This window comes from Phenylobacterium sp. (assembly GCF_041916435.1).
Taxonomy (GTDB): domain Bacteria; phylum Pseudomonadota; class Alphaproteobacteria; order Caulobacterales; family Caulobacteraceae; genus Phenylobacterium.
Window position 1 is genome coordinate 250602 of sequence record NZ_JAYRZM010000004.1, and the last position, 15546, is coordinate 266147.

Genomic DNA, 15546 nt, shown 5'->3' on the forward strand with positions numbered 1-15546 from the left:
ATAGGTCCGGATCTGCGGCTGTCTTCGCCGTGGACCCTGCCCGTCGGCTCGGGCGGAAATGGGCCGCGCCGGTAACGCGCGCGTAACAGCCTTGGCGGCCGGGTTCCCGACGCGAGAAATTCATCTTCGGAGCGAGGAACCCGCCGACGGCTGGCGGATTGTGGGGGCAGGGAGCGCAGGGCCGCGTTCCTCGCAACTCGATCAAGGGAGCTCCCACATGGCCGAGCCTCAGACCACATCCCAGGAAAGCGCCAAGATTCAGGTTCGCGAATCCGGCGACGGCGCGCGCCGCGCCGCGGCCGAGCCGCGCAGCTTCGCCGAGGGCCAGCCCGCCGCGGGCATGACGCCGCCGGCCGCCGTGGAAGCCGGGCGCGCCATGGCCGAAAGCGCCCGTCGCTCGGGCCTGGAGGCGCTCGATTCCTTCTTCGGCCTGCAGATGGACATGAACCGCTGGTTCGACGACATGTGGCGGCAGATGACCGGCTTCGGCGCCTTTCCGGGCCTTCGGGCCGCGCGCCCCTTCGCCGCGTTCAGCCCCGCCCCGCTGATCGGCCTGCCGCCGACCGACGTGCGCGAGACCGACAAGGCCTACACGCTCTCCGTCGAGCTGCCCGGCCTGCGCAAGGAGGACATCGACGTCCACGCCCGCAACGGCCTGATCAGCATCTGCGGCCACAAGGCCGAGCAGGGCGAGGAAGCCACCTCGGCCTACCGGCTGAGCGAGCGCCGTTTCGGCCGCTTCGAGCGCACCTTCCCGATCCCCGGGGACGCCGACGCCAAGGCCGTCGACGCCAGCTTCCGCGACGGACTGCTGACGATCACCCTGCCCAAGCGCGTGGAAGCCGCCGCCCAGGGCGAGCAGATCAAGATCAAGGGCTGACCGATCACCGCCGCGGGGCCGGCCGCCGGTCCCGCGGCGTGGTCAAGCGTTTGGTCAGGCGAAATCGCGGCTGAGCTCGGCGCGCGTGGCCGGGGTCAGACCGGCCAGGTGGCTGTAGCCCTCGTGGTCGCAGCCGATCATGATCGTCGTGCCCGGATCGCGGAACACGGCGATCTGCTCGGGCTTCAGCGCGAAGTGCAGGAAGTGCACCGAGCTGGTCTTGCCGTCCTCGCGAGTGCGTTCGACGTCGCCTTCGGGAACGCCCAGGATCTTGTCGGCGCCGACCTGCAGGAAGAAGTGCTCCTCGACGCCGCCCAGGCGCGCCAGGATCGCGTCGCGGCGCACCGGGTCGTCGATCTCGAACATCACCGTGGCCACCAGCTCCGAGCCCTGCGGCACCAGCGGGTTGTAGGCGGCCAGCTCGTCGGCCAGTTGCTCCTCGCCGCCCTGTTCGATCAGCAGCATCTCCTGGATCTGGAAGAGCATGGTCTCGAAGCACTCGAAATAGACCGTGCACACCGGGCCCAGCTCGACCCGGCGCAGGCGCTTCATGGGCAGCAGCGCCGCGCGCCGCTCCTTGCGCACCTTGGCGAACTCGGCGTCGGGGATGATGTCCTGCGGCGTGATCCGGCGAAGGTCCTGGGGCATGGCTGCGATCCTCCGGGCTAGAGCACGCCGTAGGCGCGTGCGAAGATCTCGATGGGATGGGCCTGCTTGGGCTGCACCGCGTCCGGCGTCTCGGCGCTGAGCAACTGGCCCAGGTGCTTGCAGGCCAGCGGGCAGTCCGAGCAGAGGGTCTCCGAGCCCTTCTGCGCCACCTGGCGGGCGGCGGGCTTGCCCACCTTCACCGCCATCGGCCGGGTCTCCTTCATCACCCCGAAGGTGCCGCCGTGGCCCGAGCAGCGCTCGACCAGCTCGACCTTGGTGTCGGGGATCAGGCGCAGCATCTCGGCCGACTTGGCGCCCATGTTCTGCGCGCGGGCGTGGCAGGCGTGGTGGACGGTGACGCCGCCGGGCACCGGCTGCAGGCCCTCGGCCAGCCCCTCGTTGCGGGCGATGTCGACCACGTACTCGCAGATGTCGCGGGTAGCGGCGGCGAGCTTCTTGACCGCTTCGTTCTCGGGCAGGATCAGCGGCCACTCGAACTTCATCATCAGGCCGCAGCTGGCGGTCAGCGCCACCACCTCGTAGCCGTCGTCGATGTAGGGGGCGAAGGCCCTGGCCACCCGCTCGGCCTTGCCGGCCACGTCGGCGAGGTCGCCGGCCTCGAGCTGGGGCATGCCGCAGCATTCGGGATAGACCAGCCTGGCCTCGACGCCCTGCCTGGCCAGCACCTTGGCGGCCGCCGTGGCGGTGTCGGGGGCGTTGTAGTCGACGAAGCAGGTCGCATAGAGCGCGACCTTGCGCTTGCCGGCGGCCGGACCGGCCGGGTCCGGCGCGATCGGAACCGCCAGGCGGTCCTCGGCGGTCTTGGAATAGTACTTGGGAAGCTCGGCCTCGGCGTCGATGCCGGCGATCGCCTCCATCAGCTTGCGCAGGGGCGTGTTCTCGCGCGCCGTCGCCCAGTTGGCCAGGCCCGCCAGCGGCTTGGCCAGCTTGCCGTTGCGGTCGGTCCTGCCGAGCTGCTCGCGCACGAAGTCGCCGCCCTCGGCGCGCCGCTTGGCGGCCCGGTAGCGCAGGATCAGGTGCGGGAAGTCCAGGTTGAACTCGTGCGGCGGCACGTAGGGGCACTTGGTCAGGAAGCACATGTCGCAGAGCGTGCAGGCCTCTGCGACCTTGGCGTAGTCCTCCTTCGGCACGCCATCCAGCTCGCCCGTCGGGCCCTCGTCGACCATGTCGAACAGCTTGGGGAAGCTGTCGCACAGATTGAAGCAGCGCCGGCACCCGTGACAGATGTCGAAGACGCGCTCCATCTCCTTCTCGATGGCTTCGAGGTCGTAATAGGCTTCGTCGCGCCATTCGATGGGGTGGCGGAAGGGCGCGTCGAGGCTGCCCTCGCGCGGCGGCTTGGTCGGACTGTCGGCCACGGCGGATTCCTTGGGCTGATCGCAGGGTCGGCGGCGGGGCTCGCCCGCCGCCGTTCAGGCGTCGCTGCGGATCAGTCGAGCGTGTCCAGGGCGCGCTGGAAGCGGCCGGCGTGCGACTTCTCGGCCTTGGCCAGGGTCTCGAACCAGTCGGCGATCTCGTCGAAGCCTTCTTCGCGGGCCGTGCGCGCCATGCCCGGGTACATGTCGGTGTACTCGTGGGTTTCGCCGGCGATGGCGGCCTTCAGGTTGTCGCTGGTGGAGCCGATCGGCAGGCCGGTGGCCGGGTCGCCGACGGATTCCATGAACTCCAGGTGGCCGTGGGCGTGGCCGGTTTCACCTTCGGCGGTGGAGCGGAACACCGCGGCCACGTCGTTGTAGCCTTCCACGTCAGCCTTTTGCGCGAAGTACAGGTAGCGGCGGTTGGCCTGGCTTTCGCCGGAGAAGGCGTCCTTCAGGTTCTGCAGGGTCTTGCTGGCGGCTAGGGTCATGTCTCTCTCCCGTGGATCGAATATGTCGGACAGCGTCGCGCCGGCGGAGCAGGCCCAAGCGCACTAACGCCCACTGGCCATTATGCTTGCCGTAGTGAATAGACCCAATCGATTTATTTTATCGTCTAAATAGAGATGCTCGATTTGCGAATTAATATCATTCGCACGAAGTCCAATCCGACATCTTCCTTTTGCGCAATCTGAACGACGACTTGATGACCGCCCATAATGGGCGTCTCCTGGGGCCCGTCGGCGCGCCGCACGCAGAGGCGCGAAGGGAAGTCGCCATGATCATTCCGTTTCCGTCCATCGATCCGAAGCAGCAGAGCCTGGGCCGCCGGCTGCGGGCGATCCGCGAGGCGCGGGGCCTCAGCGTGGAGGAGCTGGCGAGCGCGGCGTGCGTCACCGAGCGCGAGGTGACCCGCGCCGAACTGGGCCGCCAGACGCTGTCCTCCCGGCAGATGCGCGCGGTGATCGGCGCCCTGCGCGTGCCGGCCGGCCTGCTCTTCGCCAAGGGCGTCGACCTCTCGCAGATCCGCCCGTTCTGAGCCCGGCCCGCCGAAATCCTGGGCGCCCGCCCAGGCCCGGCGCCACCCCTGACAAGCTTGTGAGTTTCCCTTGAGGCGACTGACGCACTGCCCGGCTATGGGTCAGTCGGATGAAAAGGGGATCGCATGGCTGACGACACCAAGGCGGGCGCCAGGACGACGGCCCTGGTGCTGCAGGGCGGCGGCGCGCTGGGCGCGTACCAGGCCGGAGCCTTCGAGGCGCTGGCGCAGCACGCGCCCCGGATCGACTGGCTGGCCGGCATCTCCATCGGCGCGATCAATTCGGCGATCATCGCCGGCAATCCGCCGGACAAGCGCGTGGAGCGGCTGCGCGACTTCTGGACCACGGTGTCCGGGCGCGTGGCGTTCAATCCCATGTTCGGCGAGGCGTTCGACGGGATGTTCCTAGGCGCCAGCGCCATGACGACGGTGCTGACCGGCGCGCCCGGCTTCTTCACCCCGCGCGTGCCCTCGCCGCACCTGCACCTGGACGGCTCGCCCGGCGCGCTGAGCTACTACGACACCTCAGAGCTGCGCTCGACCCTGGAGCGGCTCGTGGACTTCGACCGGATCAACCACGGCGAGGTCCGGCTCAGCGTCGGCGCGGTCAATGTGCGCACCGGCAACTTCACCTATTTCGACAGCGCTGAGCGCAAGCTCGGCCCCGAGCACATCCTGGCCAGCGGCGCCCTGCCGCCCGGCTTCCCGCCCGTGGAGATCGACGGCGAGGCCTATTGGGACGGCGGCCTCGTCTCCAACACGCCGCTGCAATACGTGATGGACGTGTCGACGGCGCACGACCTGCTGGTGTTCCAGGTGGACCTGTTCGGCGCGCGCGGGCCGATGCCGGAAAACCTCGCCCAGGTGGCGCGCCGCGCCAAGGAGATCACCTATTCCAGCCGCACGCGCCTGAACACCGACGTGGCGCGCGAACGGCACGCCCTGGCCAGGGCCTTCTCGCGGGTGCTCGAGCGCCTGCCGCCGGAGGCCGCGCACGATCCGGACGTTCAACTCCTGCGCGCCCACGCCAAGACCAGCGGCCTGACCCTGGTGCATCTGATCTACCGCAACGCCCCCGGAGAGGGCTTCTCCAAGGACTACGAGTTCTCGCGCCTGTCGGTGGACCGCCACTGGCGGGCCGGGCTCGACGACGCCGGCGCCGCCCTCGCGCGGCCCGACTGGAGGCTTCCCGGAAACGGCGGCGTGCGCGTATTCGACGCCAACAACCCCGATCCCGCCCGCACGGTCGCGGCGGGTGAAAACCCCAAGGCCCACGCCAAGGCGCACTGACTCAAGGAGAGCCTCATGGAACTGACCGGAAAGACCGCCATCGTCACCGGAGCGGCCAGCGGCATCGGCCGCGCGATCGCCGAGACCTACGCCAAGGCCGGCGCGCGCGTGGCCATCGCGGACCTGAAGCTGGAGGCCGCCCAGGCCGCGGCCAAGGAGATCGGCGGCGGCGCCATCGGCGTGGCGATGGACGTGACGTCCGAGGACGAGGTGAACGCGGGCGTGGCCGAGATCGTCAAGGCGTTCGGCGGGATCGACATCCTGGTGTCCAACGCCGGCATCCAGATCGTCCATCCGATCCAGGAGTTCCCCTTCGCCGAATGGAAGAAGATGCTGGCGGTGCATCTGGACGGCGCGTTCCTGACCACCAAGGCCTGCGTGCCGCACATGTACGCCTCCGGCCGCGGCGGCTCGGTGATCTACATGGGCTCGGTCCACTCCAAGGAGGCTTCGGTCCTGAAGTCGGCCTACGTCACCGCCAAGCACGGGCTGGAGGGGCTGGCCAAGGTGGTCTCCAAGGAGGGCGCGGCCCACGGCGTGCGCGCCAACGTGATCTGCCCCGGCTTCGTGCGCACGCCCCTGGTGGACAAGCAGATCCCCGAGCAGGCCCAGGAGCTGGGCATCTCCGAGGACGACGTGGTCAAGAAGGTGATGCTGAAGGACACCGTGGACGGCGAATTCACCACCGTCGACGACGTGGCGCGCACCGCCCTGTTCTTCGCCTCCTTCCCCACCAACGCGCTCACCGGCCAATCGCTGGTGGTGAGCCACGGCTGGTACATGCAGTAGCCGCCGGCGCCGCGCGCGGTTGCGCCGCGCGGGCGCCCGCGGCATCGTCGCGGTCCTCGCCAACCGGTCCGGGGGCCGCCATGACCCGTTTCATCATACGCGCCGTCTTCGCCGCGCTCGGCCTCTGGCTGGCCGACCAGCTCCTGTCGGGCGTCTCGTTCGTCGACGCCAAGACGCTGATCATCGCCGCGGTGCTGCTGGGGCTCGTCAACGCGGTGATCCGGCCGATCGTGGTGATCCTCACCTTGCCCTTCACCATCATCACCCTGGGCCTGTTCCTGCTGGTGGTGAACGCGGCGATGATCGGCCTTGTGGCCTACCTGCTGAAGGGCTTCGTCGTCGACGGCCTGGGCTCCGGGATCCTGGCGGCGATCATCACCGGGCTAGTGAGCTGGGCGGGCTCGATCGTCGCGGCCGAGCCGAAGCGGGCCTGACGCCAAAGAAAAAGGGCGGAGCCTTGCGGCTCCGCCCTTCTCCAACTCAGTGCTGAGCGCTCGGACTTAGAAGTCCATGTCGCCCATGCCGCCGGGCATGCCGCCCGGCATGCCGCCAGCCGCGCCGCCCTTCTTGGGGGCTTCGACGATGGCCGCTTCGGTGGTGATCAAGAGGCCGGCCACGGAGGCGGCGTCCTGCAGCGCCGTGCGCACGACCTTGGCCGGGTCGATGACGCCGGCCTTCACCAGGTCCACGTACTCTTCGGTCTGGGCGTTGAAGCCGAAGGTGGCGGAGTTGTTCTCCAGCACCTTGCCGACCACGATCGAGCCTTCGACCCCGGCGTTTTCCGAGATCTGACGGATCGGCGCCTGCAGGGCGCGGCGGACGATGGCGATGCCGGCGTCCTGGTCGTCGTTGTCGCCCTTCAGGCCTTCAAGCGCCTTGGACGCCTTCAGCAGAGCCACGCCGCCGCCGGGAACGATGCCTTCTTCCACGGCCGCGCGGGTCGCGTTCAGGGCGTCGTCGACGCGGTCCTTCTTTTCCTTCACTTCGACTTCGGTGGCCCCGCCGACGCGGATCACCGCCACGCCGCCGGCCAGCTTGGCGAGACGCTCTTGCAGCTTCTCACGGTCGTAGTCGGAGGTGGTGTCTTCGATCTGGCGCTTGATCTGGGCGATGCGGGCTTCGATGCCGTCCTTCTCGCCCGAGCCGTCCACGATGGTGGTGTCGTCCTTGGTGATCGACACCTTCTTGGCGCGGCCGAGCATCTCCAGGGTGACGCTCTCGAGCTTGATGCCCAGGTCTTCGCTGATCAGCTGGCCGCCGGTCAGGATGGCGATGTCTTCCAGCATGGCCTTGCGGCGATCGCCGAAGCCCGGCGCCTTGACCGCCGCGACGCGCAGGCCGCCGCGCAGCTTGTTGACCACCAGGGTGGCCAGCGCTTCGCCTTCGACGTCTTCAGCGATGATCAGCAGCGGGCGGCCCGACTGGACCACCGCTTCCAGCACCGGCAGCAGCGGCTGCAGCGAGGAGAGCTTCTTTTCGAAGAGCAGGATCAGCGGCTCTTCGAGTTCGGCCTCCATCTTGTCGGCGTTGGTGATGAAGTAGGGCGACAGGTAGCCGCGGTCGAACTGCATGCCTTCGACGACGTCGAGTTCGGTCTCGGCGGTCTTGGCTTCCTCGACGGTGATCACGCCTTCGTTGCCGACCTTGTCCATGGCCTTGGCGATCATCTCGCCGACCTCGAGGTCGCCGTTGGCGGAGATGGTGCCGACCTGGGCGATTTCGGAGTTGGTGGTCACCTTCTTGGAGGTGCCCTTGATCTCCTCGACGACCTTGGCGACCGCCTTGTCGACGCCGCGCTTCAGGTCCATCGGGTTCATGCCCGCAGCCACGGACTTCAGGCCCTCGACCACGATGGCCTGGGCCAGGACGGTGGCGGTGGTGGTGCCGTCGCCGGCCTTGTCGTTGGTCTTGGAGGCGACTTCGCGGATCAGCTGGGCGCCCAGGTTCTCGAACTTGTCAGCCAGTTCGATTTCCTTGGCGACGGACACGCCGTCCTTCGTCGAGCGCGGGGCGCCGAACGACTTTTCGATGACGACGTTGCGGCCCTTCGGGCCCAGGGTCACCTTGACCGCGTTGGCCAGGGTGTTGACGCCGCGCAGCATGCGGTCGCGCGCGTCGGAAGAGAAATAGACGTCTTTAGCGGCCATTTTCCTGCTCTTTCAGATTGGGGTTTTCGCGGGACCGGGCGCTCACTCGACGACGCCCAGGATGTCGCTCTCCTTCATGATCAGGAGATCCTCGCCGTCGATCTTCACTTCGGTGCCGGACCACTTGCCGAAGAGGATGCGGTCGCCCTTCTTCACGTCGAGGGGCTGCACCTTGCCGTTGTCGTCACGCGCGCCGGGGCCGACGGAGAGGACTTCGCCTTCCTGCGGCTTTTCCTTCGCGGTGTCGGGGATGATGATCCCGCCCTTGGTTTTCTGTTCTTCCTCGACGCGCTTCACGAGGACGCGGTCTCCCAGAGGACGAAACGCCATTTGAGTATCTCTCCGTTCGAGACGGTTGGAATGGGTTGGGCTGCGCCCGAGACCGCAATGTTAGCAGTCGCGGCCCTCGAGTGCTAACGCCGCGCGGGACGTAGGCAAGCAGGCCGGCGGAGTCAAGCAAACGGCCCTGCGAAATTTCTGGGCGATCCGCCCCGCGGGACCCGCAGAGCGGGAACCGGACGGTCACGCTGGCGTTGGCCGAAGGGTGCGGGCGAGCGGGATTTAGCTGAAATGAGCCTTCAAGACCTGTTGAAAAACCATGTGCGGCATGGGGCGCTGAGCGTGCGCCTGCCGGGGGGCGCGAGACTGGAGCTCGGCGACGGGACCGGCCCCAGGATCGCCGCGTCCCTCACCGATCCGTTGTGGTGCGCGCGCGTGGCCGCGCGGCCGGCGCTGGCCGCCGGCGAAGCCTACATGGCCGGGGCCCTGACCGTGGAGGAGGGCGGGCTCTACGCGCTGATGGACCTCATGGCGCGCAGCTTTCCGGTGGCCAAGCCGGCCGGCGGGGCGCTCGGCCGCTGGTGGCTGGACCGGCGCATGCAGGCCAACAGCCGGCGCGCCTCGCGGCGCAACGTGGCCCACCACTACGACCTGTCGACCGACTTCTACCGGCGCTTCCTCGACGAGGACATGCAGTACTCCTGCGCCTATTTCGCCCGCCCGGAGATGACCCTGGAGGAGGCCCAGGCGGCGAAGAAGCGCCACATCGCCGCCAAGCTGCGCCTGGAGCCGGGCCAGAGGGTGCTGGACATCGGCTGCGGCTGGGGCGGACTGGCGCTCAGCCTGGCGAGCTACTGTCCGGTGGACGTCGACGGCGTGACCCTGTCGCAGGAACAGCTCGCCCTGGCCCGGGCGCGGGCCGCGGACGCGCGCATGGAGGAGCACGTCCGCTTCTTCCTGACCGACTATCGCGACGTGAGGGGCCGCTACGACCGGATCGTCTCGGTGGGCATGTTCGAACATGTGGGCCGGCCCAACTACCAGGCCTATTTCGACGCGGTGGCCGCGCACCTCGCCGACGACGGGGTCGCCGTGATCCACTCCATAGGCCGCAGCGACGGGCCGGACGTCACCCAGCCGTGGATCGCCAAATACATCTTCCCCGGCGGCTATATCCCCGCGCTCTCGGAGGTGCTGCCGGCGGTCGAGCGCGCCGGGCTGGTGGTCGCCGACATCGAGATCCTGCGCCTGCACTACGCCGAGACGCTCAAACGCTGGCGCGCCCGCTTCATGGCGCGGCGGGCGGAGATCGCCAGGCTCTACGACGAACGGTTCTGCCGGATGTGGGAGTTCTATCTGGTGGTCAGCGAGCTGGCCTTCCGCGTGCGCGGCCACATGGTCTTCCAGCTCCAGCTCGCCCGGCGGGGCGAGGCCGTGCCGCTGACGCGCGACTACATCGCCGAGGCCGAGCGGGCCCTGGAGGCGCCGCGCCGGATCGCCGCCTGAGCTGTGAGCCGTTTTCCCTTGGAACAGCCGGGGCGGGGCCTTTAGGGTCGCGCGGTCATCGAAAACAGAGGAAACGCCCCATGCGTAGAGCCATCGCCATCGCCGTCTTCGTGAGCCTCGGCGCCGCAGGGGCCGCCTCGGCCGAGAACTGGAAGCCCTTCGCCGGCGATCCGGCCGCCCTGCAGTGGTTCTACGACGCCGACTACGCCTACAAGGACCAGGAGAGCGGCAAGGTGGTGGTGATGCAGGCCGTCTCCAAGCCCTCGGCCAAGGTCGGTCCGTCCGGGCCCGGCAAGCCCGACGGCGTGGGCTCCATCGTCGCCCTGGACTGCGCCAAGAAGACCCTGACGCTGGTGGCGTCCTACAAGCCCGGCGTGGAGCCGGCCGAGGCCGACGGCTGGCGCCAGGACAAGGGCAAGAAGGTCTCCTCGGACGACGACAAGGCGCTGCTGGGCGCGGTGTGCGCCGGCGCCGACGGCCTGCCGACGAAATAGCCGCGCGGCCGGGACGGGCCGAAGCGCCGCTGCTGACAGACTTGAGACAGTCGAGGCCTAGGCTCGCGGGCCGCACAAGGAGGACCTCCATGCTCGACCACGTCGGACTGACCGTTTCGGCCTTCGGCCCCGCCAAGGCCTTCTATGACGCGGCCCTCGCGCCGCTCGGGATCTCGGTGATGATGCAGGTCAGCGCCGAGGAGACCGGCGGGGCGGCCTTCGCCGGCTACGGTTCGGAGGGCAAACCGTATTTCTGGGTCGGCGCGGGCGGCGGGCCGGCGACCGGTTCAGTGCATGTGGCCTTCACCGCTGCGGACCGGGCGGGCGTCGACGCCTTCTACGCCGCGGCCATGGCCGCCGGCGGCCGCGACAACGGCCCGCCGGGCGTTCGCGAGCACTACCATCCCAACTACTACGCCGCTTTCGTGCTCGATCCGGACGGGCACAACATCGAGGCGGTCTGTCACCAGCCGGCCTGACCGGCGCGGCACGAGACTGGAATGCGGCGTTTGCGTTCCTATCTTTCGGTAATGTTGCATTGGTGGAAACTCGCGCCGGCCCTGCTGGCGCTCGCCGTGGCCGTGGCCATCGCCCTGGCGGCCGGATCGCCGCAGCTGTCGACCTGACACGCGGGCCGCTGGCGCCTGCCCGGCCTTTCGGCGCCCGTCGCCCATGGCGGGGCGTGGCGGGGAAAGCGTTTGACCCGACGATCCGGCGGCGTTGCAAAGCGGTCGGACCAGGAGGTGAAGCGTGGCGTTCGTCCCGGCGGAGTTCATCGTACCCGAACGGCTCGAGACGGCGCAGTTCGTGCTGCGGCCGCTGATGATCGGCGACGTGGTCAAGGACTACGACGCGGTGATGACCAGCGTGGAGCGCCTGCGCGGCGTCTTCGGCCCGCGCACCAAATGGCCGGAGGGTCTGTCCTTCGAGGACGACCTGATCGACCTGGGCTGGCACCACAAGGAGTTCCGCCGCAGGACTTCGTTCGCCTACACCATGATGGCGCCCGACGAGAGCCTGTGCCTGGGCTGCGCCTACATCTACCCGTCGGACCTGACCGGCTACGACGCGGTGGCCTACTGCTGGGTGCGCGACAGCCACGCCGCGGCCCTCGACAGGCCCTTGTTCGAGGCGTTCAGGGGCTGGATCGAACGGGACTGGCCGTTCGGAAAGGTCGCCTACCCCGGCCGCAGCCTGAGCTGGGCCGAGGCGGCTGATCTGAAGACGACCTAGCGCGAGCCCACCGGCACGCGTTCGGCGTCGCGCTCGGCGCGGATCTTCTGGGCCAGGTCCCCGTACTTGGCGAACTCCATCCGCGCGATGGTGCGGTTGTGCACCTCGTCCGGCCCGTCGGCCAGGCGCAGGGTGCGCTGGTTGGCGTAGGCGCGGGCCAGGCCCGGATCGGAGGTCACGCCGGCGCCGCCGAACGCCTGGATGGCGTCGTCGATCACCTGCAGCGCCATGGTCGGGGCCTTCACCTTGATCATGGAGATCTCCAGGCGGGCCACCTTGTTGCCGGCCTTGTCCATCATGTCGGCGGCCTTCAGGCACAGCAGGCGCGTCACCTCGATGTCGATGCGGGCGCGGGCGACCCGCTCCTCCCACACCGAGTGCTCGGAGATGTACTTGCCGAAGGCCTTACGGCTCATCAGGCGCTTGCACATCTTCTCCAGCGCCACCTCGGCCGCGCCGATCGTGCGCATGCAGTGGTGGATGCGGCCGGGCCCCAGGCGCGCCTGACTGATCTCGAAACCGCGGCCCTCGCCCAGGAGCAGGCTGTCGGCGATCGGCACGCGCACGTTCTCCAGGAGCACCTCGGCGTGGCCGTGCGGGGCGTCGTCGTAGCCGAACACCGGCAGCATCCGCAGCACCTTCATGCCCGGCGCGTCCATCGGCACCAGCACCTGGCTCTGCTGCTGGTGCTTGGCGGCGTCCAGGTTGGTCTTGCCCATGACGATGGCGACCTTGCAGCGCGGGTCGCCCACGCCCGAGGACCACCACTTGCGCCCGTTGATCACATAGTCGTCGCCGTCACGGTCGATGCGCGTCTCGATGTTGGTGGCGTCCGATGAGGCCACCAGCGGCTCGGTCATCAGGAAGGCCGAGCGGATGTCGCCGTTCATCAGGGGGCGCAGCCAGCGCTCCTTCTGCTCGCGGGTGCCGAAGCGGTTGAGCACCTCCATGTTGCCGGTGTCCGGCGCCGAGCAGTTGAACACCTCCGAGGCGAAGCTCACCCGGCCCATGATCTCGGCGAGGGGGGCGTATTCCAGATTGGTGAGCTGCTCGCCCTCGAAGACGAAGGTGTCGTCCAGGTGCGGATGGCCCGAGGAGGGCGGCATGAACATGTTCCACAGGCCGGCGGCCTTGGCCTTGGCCTTCAGCTCCTCGAGCACCGGGATCACCTTCCAGCGCTCGCCTTCCTCGTGCTGCTGCTCGTAAGTCGGGACCGCCGGGTAGATGTGCTCGTCCATGAAGGCCGAGACGCGGGCGATCAGTTCCTTCTGACGCGGGGAATAGTCGAAATCCATGACGTCGGCCTCCATTCAAACGGTTGTTTGAACTCCTTGTGATCGTGATCGACGAACAGTTGTTTGATTTTCGTCAAATCTGCGCCCATGGTCGCTCCGCCGTCGGCGGCTGTCGATCCGCCGATCAACCGAATCCACCGAGGGCTCGCCGCGCGGGCCCGACAGCAAGCCGCTTCCAAGGGAAGGAAACCGAGATGACCATGACCGCCGACCGGGCCCAATCCAGCTTCGGCTTGAATCCGCAGGACGAGCTCAACGACCTGCGCATGTCGGAAAAGGCTCTGCCGCTTCTCAACAGGGTCAAGGACTTCATCCGCGACGTGGTGGAGCCGATGAGCGAGGAGTTCCATCGCCTGGGCGAGGGCCGTCCCGACATCTGGCAATACGCGCCGGGCCAGCTCGAAGTGCTCGAGGCCGCCAAGGACAAGGCCAAGGCCGCGGGCCTGTGGAACTTCTTCCTGCCCGACGCCCACACCGGCGAGGGCCTGTCGAACCTGGACTACGCCTACATCGCCGTGGAGCTGGGCAAGAACCGGCTGGCCTCGGAGACGATGAACTGCGCCGCGCCGGACACCGGCAACATGGAGGTGCTGGAGCGCGTCGGCACGCCGGAGCAGAAGGCGAAGTGGCTGACGCCGCTGCTGGAAGGCAAGATCCGCTCGGCCTACTGCATGACCGAGCTGAACACCGCCAGCTCGGACGCCAAGAACATCGACACCCGCGCCGTGCGCGTGGGCGACGAGTACATCATCAACGGCGAGAAGCACTACATCTCCGGCGCCGGCGATCCGCGCTGCAAGGTGATGATCACCATGGTCCGCACCGGCGAGGAAAACGCCCCGCCGCACCTGCAGCAGTCGCAGATCCTGGTGCCGCTGCCGACCGAGGGCGTGGAGATCGTCGGCGGCCAGCAGGTGTTCGGCGATCCCGACGCGCCGCACGGCCACATGCACATCCGCTTCACCAACGCCCGCGTGCCGGTGACGAACATGCTGCTGGGCGAAGGCCGCGGCTTCGAGATCAGCCAGCTTCGCCTGGGCCCGGGCCGCATCCACCACTGCATGCGCGCCATCGGCTCGGCTGAGAAGGCGCTGGACCTGATGGTGTCGCGCGGCCTGTCGCGCACCGCGTTCGGCAAGCCGATCATCCAGCTCGGCGGCAACATCGAGATCGCCAGCCGCGCGCGGATCGAGATCGAGGCCATGCGCCTGATGGTGCTCAAGGCCGCCAAGGCGATGGACGTGCTGGGCAACCAGGAAGCCCGCGTGTGGATCCACATGGTCAAGGCCATGGTGCCGGAACGGGTCTGCCAGATCATCGACCAGGCGATCCAGATGCACGGCGCGCTCGGCGTGTCGCAGCACACCCCGCTGGCCCGCATGTACGCCAACACCCGGACCCTGCGCATCGCCGACGGCCCGGACGAGGTGCACCACATGGTGGTCGGCCGCAACGAGCTGCGCCAGCATCGCGATATCCCGCGCGATCCGGGCGAGACCTCGATCTTCCGTCACTGATCGCGACGGTTTCGCCTTTCTAGGCGAGCGTTTCGGGCCGGGGCTGGTCGTGAAGACCGGCCCCGGCCTTTGTTTTGCGCGCCGCCTCGCGCACCTCCTCGCGGAAGCGCTGGACCAGGCTGGCGCGATCGCCGCGCCGGCTCGCCAGCAGGATCGGCGCGACGGGCCCTGCGCCCGCCAGGCGCACGAAGGCCACCGCCTGCATGTTCATCTGCCGCATGGACGCCGGCACGATCGACACGCCCAGCCCCGAGGCGACGAGCCCCAGGGTGGAGGACATGCGCGGCGCCTCCTGGCCCACCTCGGGGCTGAAGCCGGCGGCCAGGCAGGCGGCCATGATCGCGTCATGCAGGCCCGGCCCGGTCGGGCGCCGGTAGAAGACGAAGGTGTCGTCGGCCAGCGCCGAGAGCGGGATCGGTCCGGCGGACGGCGCCAGCCTGTGGTCCGCGGGCAGGGCGGCGACCATCTCCTCCTCCAGCAGGGGCTCGATCGACAGGCCCGAGAGGTCATGCGGCGTCGAGCGCACGAAGGCCACGTCCAGCCGCCCGTCGCGCAGCGCCTGGATCAGCTCGGTGGTGCCGTCCTCGGCGAGCGCGAGCTGCACCCCCGGCCGCGCCTGGCGGAAGGCGCGGATGCGTTCGGCGATGAAGGGATTGAAGGCGCCGGAACTGGTGTAGCCCACGGCCAGGCGTCCCTGCTCGCCGCGCGCGGCCCGGCGCGCCACGTCCTTCAGCCGCCCGGCGCGCTCGATCACGTCGCGGGCGGCCTCCACCACCACGCGCCCGGCCTCGGTGGGCTTCACCCCCCGCGGCAGGCGCTCGAACAGGGTGACGCCCAGCTCGGCCTCCAGCGCGCGGATCTGGCGGGTCAGCGGCGGCTGCTGGATGCCCAGCCGCTCGGCGGCGCGGGTGACGTGCCCCTCCTCGGCGACGGCGACCAGATAGCGAAGATGGCGCAGCTCGATCATATGGATACCTTTAAAGTATCAATTATGGCCGAACTATATATTGGACGACGGGCCGCCGACGGTCCATCTCTTCGCCCATCGCCGTG

18 protein-coding genes are annotated in these 15546 nt (G+C 68.8%); 11 read left to right on the plus strand and 7 right to left on the minus strand.

The genetic code is table 11. The features are described from left to right. Positions 1 to 217 precede the first annotated feature (217 nt). Positions 218 to 880, plus strand: coding sequence for an Hsp20/alpha crystallin family protein (locus ACE3TA_RS12670; RefSeq protein ID WP_374574180.1), 663 nt, complete (start codon positions 218 to 220; stop codon positions 878 to 880). A 54-nt stretch (positions 881 to 934) separates the two neighbouring features. Here the strand turns inward: ACE3TA_RS12670 and ACE3TA_RS12675 are convergent, their stop codons facing one another. The 3 genes from ACE3TA_RS12675 to ACE3TA_RS12685 form a co-directional block, all read right to left on the minus strand. After that, the gene (locus tag ACE3TA_RS12675) at positions 935 to 1528 is read right to left on the minus strand and encodes a DUF3501 family protein (RefSeq protein WP_374574182.1); all 594 of its coding nucleotides are present in this window, start codon (positions 1526 to 1528) and stop codon (positions 935 to 937) included. Positions 1529 to 1545: 17 nt separating this feature from the next. After that, on the minus strand, positions 1546 to 2907 hold the full coding sequence (locus ACE3TA_RS12680; RefSeq protein WP_374574184.1) for a (Fe-S)-binding protein: 1362 nt from the start codon (positions 2905 to 2907) through the stop codon (positions 1546 to 1548). Positions 2908 to 2978: 71 nt separating this feature from the next. Beyond that, the gene (locus ACE3TA_RS12685) at positions 2979 to 3395 is read right to left on the minus strand and encodes a rubrerythrin family protein (protein ID WP_374574186.1); all 417 of its coding nucleotides are present in this window, start codon (positions 3393 to 3395) and stop codon (positions 2979 to 2981) included. A 287-nt stretch (positions 3396 to 3682) separates the two neighbouring features. Between ACE3TA_RS12685 and ACE3TA_RS12690 the strand changes: the two genes are divergently transcribed. The 4 genes from ACE3TA_RS12690 (at position 3683) to ACE3TA_RS12705 (ending at position 6456) form a co-directional block, all read left to right on the plus strand. Continuing rightward, positions 3683 to 3943: a helix-turn-helix domain-containing protein gene (locus ACE3TA_RS12690; protein WP_374574188.1), complete on the plus strand. Its 261-nt coding sequence runs from the start codon at positions 3683 to 3685 to the stop codon at positions 3941 to 3943. Between the two features lie 126 nt (positions 3944 to 4069). Beyond that, positions 4070 to 5233 (plus strand): patatin-like phospholipase family protein, encoded by a 1164-nt coding sequence (locus tag ACE3TA_RS12695; protein ID WP_374574190.1) that lies wholly within the window; start codon positions 4070 to 4072, stop codon positions 5231 to 5233. Positions 5234 to 5248: 15 nt separating this feature from the next. After that, positions 5249 to 6022: a 3-hydroxybutyrate dehydrogenase gene (locus tag ACE3TA_RS12700; RefSeq protein ID WP_374574192.1), complete on the plus strand. Its 774-nt coding sequence runs from the start codon at positions 5249 to 5251 to the stop codon at positions 6020 to 6022. A gap of 80 nt (positions 6023 to 6102) precedes the next feature. Next, positions 6103 to 6456 (plus strand): phage holin family protein, encoded by a 354-nt coding sequence (locus tag ACE3TA_RS12705; RefSeq protein WP_374574194.1) that lies wholly within the window; start codon positions 6103 to 6105, stop codon positions 6454 to 6456. A gap of 66 nt (positions 6457 to 6522) precedes the next feature. Here ACE3TA_RS12705 and groL read toward each other — a convergent pair whose 3' ends face one another. After that, positions 6523 to 8169 (minus strand): chaperonin GroEL, encoded by a 1647-nt coding sequence (groL, locus tag ACE3TA_RS12710; RefSeq protein WP_374574196.1) that lies wholly within the window; start codon positions 8167 to 8169, stop codon positions 6523 to 6525. A 42-nt stretch (positions 8170 to 8211) separates the two neighbouring features. Further along, a complete protein-coding gene (groES, locus tag ACE3TA_RS12715) occupies positions 8212 to 8499 on the minus strand; it encodes a co-chaperone GroES (protein WP_374574198.1) in 288 nt (95 codons plus the stop codon). Positions 8500 to 8739: 240 nt separating this feature from the next. Here groES and ACE3TA_RS12720 point away from each other — a divergent pair, with 240 nt between their 5' ends. The 5 genes from ACE3TA_RS12720 to ACE3TA_RS12740 all read left to right on the plus strand — a co-directional run bounded on the left by ACE3TA_RS12720 (position 8740) and on the right by ACE3TA_RS12740 (position 11681). Then, positions 8740 to 9954, plus strand: a complete 1215-nt coding sequence (locus tag ACE3TA_RS12720; protein WP_374574200.1) for a class I SAM-dependent methyltransferase — start codon at positions 8740 to 8742, stop codon at positions 9952 to 9954. Positions 9955 to 10034: 80 nt separating this feature from the next. Then, positions 10035 to 10448, plus strand: coding sequence for a hypothetical protein (locus ACE3TA_RS12725; RefSeq protein WP_374574202.1), 414 nt, complete (start codon positions 10035 to 10037; stop codon positions 10446 to 10448). An 89-nt stretch (positions 10449 to 10537) separates the two neighbouring features. Further along, positions 10538 to 10927, plus strand: a complete 390-nt coding sequence (locus tag ACE3TA_RS12730; RefSeq protein ID WP_374574204.1) for a VOC family protein — start codon at positions 10538 to 10540, stop codon at positions 10925 to 10927. Positions 10928 to 10948: 21 nt separating this feature from the next. Next, positions 10949 to 11074 (plus strand): hypothetical protein, encoded by a 126-nt coding sequence (locus ACE3TA_RS12735; RefSeq protein ID WP_374574206.1) that lies wholly within the window; start codon positions 10949 to 10951, stop codon positions 11072 to 11074. A 124-nt stretch (positions 11075 to 11198) separates the two neighbouring features. After that, a complete protein-coding gene (locus ACE3TA_RS12740; protein WP_374574208.1) occupies positions 11199 to 11681 on the plus strand; it encodes a hypothetical protein in 483 nt (160 codons plus the stop codon). On the opposite strand, the gene ACE3TA_RS12745 is transcribed toward ACE3TA_RS12740, so the two are convergent. After that, complete coding sequence (locus ACE3TA_RS12745) at positions 11678 to 12976, minus strand: acyl-CoA dehydrogenase family protein (RefSeq protein ID WP_374574210.1); 1299 nt, start codon at positions 12974 to 12976, stop codon at positions 11678 to 11680. The genes ACE3TA_RS12740 and ACE3TA_RS12745 overlap by 4 nt on opposite strands. 200 nt (positions 12977 to 13176) lie before the next feature. Here ACE3TA_RS12745 and ACE3TA_RS12750 point away from each other — a divergent pair, with 200 nt between their 5' ends. Beyond that, complete coding sequence (locus ACE3TA_RS12750; protein ID WP_374574814.1) at positions 13177 to 14493, plus strand: acyl-CoA dehydrogenase family protein; 1317 nt, start codon at positions 13177 to 13179, stop codon at positions 14491 to 14493. 19 nt (positions 14494 to 14512) lie between these two features. On the opposite strand, the gene ACE3TA_RS12755 is transcribed toward ACE3TA_RS12750, so the two are convergent. After that, positions 14513 to 15460 carry a LysR family transcriptional regulator gene (locus tag ACE3TA_RS12755; protein ID WP_374574212.1) on the minus strand — a complete coding sequence of 316 codons (948 nt, stop codon included), beginning with the start codon at positions 15458 to 15460 and terminating at the stop codon, positions 14513 to 14515. Positions 15461 to 15546: the final 86 nt, after the last annotated feature.